This window comes from Desulfobacterales bacterium (assembly GCA_021647905.1).
In the GTDB taxonomy this organism is placed as follows: Bacteria; Desulfobacterota; Desulfobulbia; order Desulfobulbales; family BM004; genus JAKITW01.
In genome coordinates, this window is record JAKITW010000033.1 from 21,741 (window position 1) to 27,740 (window position 6,000).

Sequence of the window (6,000 nt, forward strand, 5' to 3'; positions counted from 1 at the left end):
TACGAGTTCATCAAAATTGATTAAGAAAACGCAGATCGTTCTCGTAAAACAAGCGGATGTCATCAATGCCGTGTTTCAACATGGCGATCCGCTCGATCCCCAGGCCAAAGGCAAAGCCGCTGTACTCCTCGGGATCGTAGTTAACCATCTTGAGCACCTCCGGATCGATCAATCCAGCCCCCAGGATCTCCATCCAGCCGGTCTGCTTACAGACCCGGCAGCCGGAGCCGCCGCAGATCACGCAGGCGATATCCATCTCAGCGCTGGGCTCGGTAAAGGGAAAAAAGCTGGGCCGGAAACGGAGCGCGGTGCCATCGCCGAACATCTTCCGGCAGAAGACCGAGAGCACCCCCTTGAGATCGGCAAAGGAGACCTGGCGATCCACCAGGAATCCCTCGACCTGATGAAACATCGGGGTGTGGGTGATATCAGAGTCGCAACGGTACACCTTGCCCGGGGCAATCATCCGGAGCGGTGGTTTCTGTTGCTCCATGGCCCGGATCTGCATCGGCGAGGTATGGGTGCGGAGCAGCAGGGTCTGGTCAACATAAAAGGTGTCGTGCATGTCCCGGGCCGGATGGTGCTTGGGGATATTAAGGGCCTCGAAGTTATAGAAGTCCAGTTCCACCTCCGGACCCTCGGCCACGGCAAAGCCCATCATCTCGAAGATCTCACAGACCTCGCCCATTATCCGGGTGATCGGGTGGGGCCGGCCAAAGGGCGCCTGCCGGCCGGGCAGGCTGCGGTCCGGTTGCGGCCTGCCGATGAGCGCGGCACTGTCGGTGAGCGCCGCGGCCCGGGCCTTGAACTTCGCCTCAAGCTCCTGCTTGACTTGATTGGCCAGCTTGCCGATCCGGGGCCGGTCCTGCTTGGCGACCGTGCCGAGATTGCGGAGCAGGCCGGTGATCGATCCCTTGCGGCCCAGGTATTTGACCCGGAGTTCGTCCAGCTCTTTTTTTACCGCCAGGGCCGCCAGTTCGGCCTCGGCCTCGGCCTGCAAGCGCAGTAGTTCCTGGTCCATCATCGACCTGAATCAGGCAGCGGCCTGCCGGGAGGCCAGGGCCGCCACCTTGGCGAAACCAGCCGGGTCGAGTACGGCCATGTTGGCCAGCACCTTGCGATCAAGCTCCACATTGGCCTTTTTCAGGCCGCCCATCAACCTGCTGTAGGAGATGCCGTTCTCCTTGGCCGCCGCGCCGATCCGGACGATCCACAACTGCCGGAAGTCCCGCTTCTTGGTGCGCCGGTCCCGGTAGGCATAACAGAGGGCCCGGTCCACCGCCTCGGTGGCCGTCCTGAACAGACGATGGCGGCCGCCGACATAGCCGCCGGCCAGTTTCAACACCTTTTTTCTTCTTCTGCGGGCCTTGAATCCGCGCGTTACTCTAGGCATTTATCCAACTCCTTGTATATCAATTTTTTTGCTTAACCGTCTCAAGCAGCATAACAGACCTTCAGACCCGGCAATGGTCGATCAACAACGCCGGGTCCGGCCCGGTCTCCCCGGCCCTACAGGTAGGGCAGGATTCTCTTGATCCCGGCGACATCAGCGGCAGCCACCAGTCCGGACTGACGCAGCCCGCGTTTGCGCTTGGTGGATTTCTTGGTAAGAATATGGCTGCTGTACGCCTTGCGCCGGACAACCTTGCCGGTGCCGGTCGCCTTGAACCGCTTGGCAGCGCCTCTGTTTGTTTTCATCTTGGGCATTGTTTCCTTCTCCTCTTCTATGGCTGGAGCATGGCCCCAGAAAATATAGCACCCGCCGGCCCCTGCGCATAACCGCGCCCGCGCCTGAAACAGGCGCGGAACAGCAGCCGGCGGGCCGTCAGGCATAACATACGTAAGACCTTCTTAAGGCTTGGGGGCAACGAGCATGACCATCTGCCGCCCTTCCATCCTGGGCGGCTGCACGATCACCCCGTCCTCAACCAGGGCCTCACCGATCTTATTAAGCACTGCCACGCCCCGGCTCTGGGCGTAGACGATCTCCCGGCCCCGGAATCGCAGGGTGATCTTGACCTTGTTCCTGTTGGCCAGAAATTTTTTTATATTCTTGATCTTGAAGTTCAGATCGTGTTCCTCGGTCTTGGGCCGGAACTTGATCTCCTTGACCTCGACCACGGTCTGTTTCTTCCTGGCCTCCTGCAGCTTCTTGCTCTGCTCGTAACGGAACTTGTCATAGTTCATGATCCGACAGACCGGAGGACTGGCGTTCCCCGAGATCTCAACCAGGTCCATGCCCTCTTCCTCGGCCATATTCAAGGCCGTGGCCGGCGGCATAATCCCCAGCTGGTCGCCGTCCGGGCCGATCACCCGGATCTCTTCGTATCTGATCTGTTCATTCCTCCTTACCGTCGGTTCCCGTCTGACCGGGCTCTGCCTGCGTCTTCTTTTAATACCCTTACCTCCATTACAAGAAATTACTTCATCGCCGGCAGGGTTCCTCTCCGCCACCGCGGTCCCCGCCAGGCTGCTGTCAACCAATAGCTTATCTCGTGCCCGCCCGGAAATGGCCCTTTCGCCCAATCTCGGCGTCATGCTCAAAAAATAATCCTCGTAATATCACTTATATGACTCCGGTTATTTTTTTCGCGATCCTTGATCTTGAACGAAATTGCTCATTTCTGGACAGACACTATCTTACCGATGATCCTTCTTTGCCGCGCACTGCCCGGTGACCATGGTCACGAACTCCGGCACTGACATCGGCGCCAGGTTCTTGCCGTCGCGGCAGCGCACGGTCACCGTCGCCGACTCGACCTCCCGGTCGCCGATAACCAGCATATACGGAATTTTCGCCAGTTGCGCCGCCCGTATCTTATAGTTTAGCTTCTCGTTGCGCAAATCCTTTTCCACCCGGATGCCGGCGGTGCGGAGCTGCTTGAACACCTGGCCGCTGAATTCGGCCTGACCGTCGGTGATATTCAAGATCCGCGCCTGGACCGGGGCCAGCCACAAGGGAAAGGCCCCGCCGTAATGCTCGATCAACACCCCGATGAACCGCTCCAGCGAACCCATCAGGGCCCGGTGGATCATGATCGGCTGGTGCTCCCGGCCGTCCGCGCCGACATAGCTGATCTGGAAACGCTCGGGCAGGTTGAAGTCCACCTGAATGGTGGAGCACTGCCAGGAACGGCCGAGCACGTCCTTGATCTTGATATCGATCTTAGGCCCGTAGAACACCCCCTCGCCCGGGTCAAGCTCATAGGCGAGCCCCTTCTTCTCCAGGGCCTGCTCCAGGGCCTCGGTGGCCATCCGCCAGTGCTCGTCGTTGCCCACGTATTTTTCCGGCCGGGTGGAGAGATAGATATCATACTCGGCAAAGCCGAAGGTCTTCAGAATATGCAGGTTGAGGTCGAGAATATTGAAGATCTCATCCTGCAACTGGTCCGGCCGGCAGAAGATATGGGCATCGTCCTGGGTAAAGCCGCGCACCCGCATGAGACCGTGCAGCACCCCGGTCCGCTCGTAGCGATAGACCGTGCCCAGTTCGCACCAGCGGATGGGAAACTCGCGGTAGCTGCGCTTGTCGGCCCGGTAGATCGCGATATGAAACGGGCAGTTCATCGGCTTGATCTGGTACTGGACCTCGTCGATAACCATGGGCGAATACATGTTCTCGCCGTAGAAATCGAGATGACCGCTGGTCTTCCACATGTCCAGCCGGGCGATGTGCGGGGTATAGAGCAGTTCGTAGTCGTGGCAATAATGCTCCTCTTTCCAGTAATCCTCGATCAGCTTTCTTAACAGCGCCCCCTTGGGCTGCCAGAGGATCAGGCCCGGTCCCACCTCGTCCTGGATGGTAAACAGCTTGAGATCACGGCCCAGCTTGCGATGGTCGCGTTTCCTGGCCTCCTCAAGCCCGTGCAGATAGGCGGCCAGTTCCTTGCGGCCGGAAAAGGCGGTGCCGTAAATCCGCTGCAGCATGGGGTTGTTTTCATCCCCGCGCCAGTAGGCCCCGGCCACCTTGATCAGCTTAAAGGCCTTGATCAGCCCGGCATGGGGCAGATGGGGGCCCCGGCAGAGGTCGACAAAATCACCCACCTGGTAGAGGGTGACCGTATCGCCCTCAAGCCTGTTGATCAGATCGACCTTGTACTCCTCGCCCTTTTCCGCGAACAGGGACTCGGCCTCGGCCCTGGACACGGCCCGTTTTTCAAAGGGCCGGCCAGCGGAGATAATCTCCTGCATCCGGGCCTCGATCCGCTCGAAGTCATCAGGGGTAAAGGGTGTTTTGCAATCAAAATCATAGTAAAAGCCGTTGGCAATGGCCGGGCCGATGGCTACCTTGACCGAATCGCCATACAGATCGCGGACCGCGTGGGCCATGACATGGGCGGTGCTGTGTCTGAGGATCTCCAGTCCCTGGTCCATGGCCAGGGTAACCGGCTCCAGTTCCAGTTCCGGCACGCCAAAATCGCTCACCAGGGTCTGCAGATCATACAGGGCGTCGCCCACCCGTACGGCCACGGCCTGTTTGCGTTGTTTTTTGGAGAGCAACAGGGCAAGGGCATCGGCCAGGGTCGCCCCGGCGTCAACCTGCTTCTTGTCCCCGTCTTTTAGACAAACACTGATCTCAGTCATCTTTATATCAACGATTCCTCGGCCTTGCCCGTAAGGATCCCCGGCGCACCCCTGATCATGTACAATGCAAGTAGGCCCCGCCCGGCATAAGCCAATGTTGCATACCCAATGCAACCGCGGAGCCTACATCCCAAAAGGATATCAACACACATTCATGGTAGGCGCGGGCGGGATTGAACCGCCGACATCTACCGCGTCAGGGTAGCGCTCTCCCACTGAGCTACGCGCCTACAAAAAAAATTCTCAGGGTATTGTATCGCACCGTTGATCCGGGCCGGATTCAAGGCCAGAAACCAGGACCCTGCCGGCCAACGCGCGAACCGCAAACCAAATACCAATTCTGGTCCCTGGTGTCAAGGGGAATATGGGTCAGGGTCCCATTAAAATCCTGTGTTGTCTCCGGTATCCCGCCGGGATTCGATGGCCCGGCCCAGGGTAATCTCGTCGGCATATTTAATGTCCATGCCCATGGGAATTCCGCAGGCGAGCCGGGTCAGCCGGACCGTCTCCTTGGACAGCCGCTGGGCCAGGTAGGAGGCGGTCGCCTCGCCGGGCACAGTGGAACTGGTGGCGATGAGTACCTCCTTAACCTGGCGGCGCCTGATCCTGGCGAGCAGGGTATCGATCTTGATCTCCTTGGGTCCGATGCCGTCCACAGGCGATAAAACCCCGTGCAGGACATGGTACTGGCCGCGAAAAGCCCCGGTCTTTTCAATGGCCATCAGGTCGCCGGGGTCCTCGACCACGCAGACCTGGTCGGCACGACGCCTGGGATCGGCACAGATGGCGCAGGGGCTGGTCTCGGAAAAAATAAAACAGTTCTCGCACAGCCGGATCGAACCATGCAGTTCAGCAAGACTCACAGCCAGGTCCCGGGCCGCGGCGGCAGGGTGGCGCAGGATGTACAGGGCCAGCCGGGTCGCGGTTTTACGACCAATGCCCGGCAGGCGGTTGAGTTCCCGGATCAGGCAATCCAGGGCCGGAGGGACGACATACATGACCGGAGCGCCTTTTTAAAAGAGACCGGGAATATTGAGCCCGCCGGTCAGCTGCCGCATCTGGTCCTGGAGCAACTCCTGGGACCGGCGAATGGCGTCGTTCACCGCGGCGATCACCAGGTCTTGGAGCATCTCCGCCTCCTCGGGCTTGATCAACTCCGGATCAATGGTAATGGAGATCAGTTCCTGGCGGCCGTTCATGGTGGCCGAGACCATGCCGCCGCCCACCGAGGAGGTTACGGTCATGGCCCCTGCCTGCTCCTTGATCTCCTGCATCTTTCGTTGAAGCTCCTGGGCCTGCTTCATCATCCCGCTTATATCCATAAATTCACTCCGTCATCAATCTTCGGTCAGGGGTCAGGGGTCAGGGGTCAGGGGTCAGGGGTCAGGGGTCAGGGGTCAGGGGCATATTATATTC

Annotated in this window: 7 protein-coding genes and 1 tRNA gene; all 8 read right to left on the reverse strand. The window is 59.4% G+C overall.

Annotated elements, in window-relative coordinates; genetic code table 11:
• Positions 1–10 precede the first annotated feature (10 nt).
• Positions 11–1,021 (reverse strand): phenylalanine--tRNA ligase subunit alpha, encoded by a 1,011-nt coding sequence (pheS, locus tag L3J03_06600; GenBank protein ID MCF6290647.1) that lies wholly within the window; start codon positions 1,019–1,021, stop codon positions 11–13.
• A gap of 12 nt (positions 1,022–1,033) precedes the next feature.
• Positions 1,034–1,393, reverse strand: coding sequence for a 50S ribosomal protein L20 (gene rplT / locus L3J03_06605; GenBank protein MCF6290648.1), 360 nt, complete (start codon positions 1,391–1,393; stop codon positions 1,034–1,036).
• Positions 1,394–1,509: 116 nt separating this feature from the next.
• Positions 1,510–1,707, reverse strand: coding sequence for a 50S ribosomal protein L35 (gene rpmI, locus L3J03_06610; GenBank protein MCF6290649.1), 198 nt, complete (start codon positions 1,705–1,707; stop codon positions 1,510–1,512).
• 144 nt (positions 1,708–1,851) lie between these two features.
• Complete coding sequence (gene infC, locus L3J03_06615) at positions 1,852–2,397, reverse strand: translation initiation factor IF-3 (protein ID MCF6290650.1); 546 nt, start codon at positions 2,395–2,397, stop codon at positions 1,852–1,854.
• A 243-nt stretch (positions 2,398–2,640) separates the two neighbouring features.
• Complete coding sequence (gene thrS / locus L3J03_06620) at positions 2,641–4,584, reverse strand: threonine--tRNA ligase (protein ID MCF6290651.1); 1,944 nt, start codon at positions 4,582–4,584, stop codon at positions 2,641–2,643.
• A gap of 155 nt (positions 4,585–4,739) precedes the next feature.
• A tRNA-Val gene (locus tag L3J03_06625) sits at positions 4,740–4,814 on the reverse strand.
• A gap of 150 nt (positions 4,815–4,964) precedes the next feature.
• Complete coding sequence (recR, locus tag L3J03_06630; GenBank protein MCF6290652.1) at positions 4,965–5,582, reverse strand: recombination mediator RecR; 618 nt, start codon at positions 5,580–5,582, stop codon at positions 4,965–4,967.
• 15 nt (positions 5,583–5,597) lie between these two features.
• Positions 5,598–5,906 carry a YbaB/EbfC family nucleoid-associated protein gene (locus L3J03_06635; protein MCF6290653.1) on the reverse strand — a complete coding sequence of 103 codons (309 nt, stop codon included), beginning with the start codon at positions 5,904–5,906 and terminating at the stop codon, positions 5,598–5,600.
• Positions 5,907–6,000: the final 94 nt, after the last annotated feature.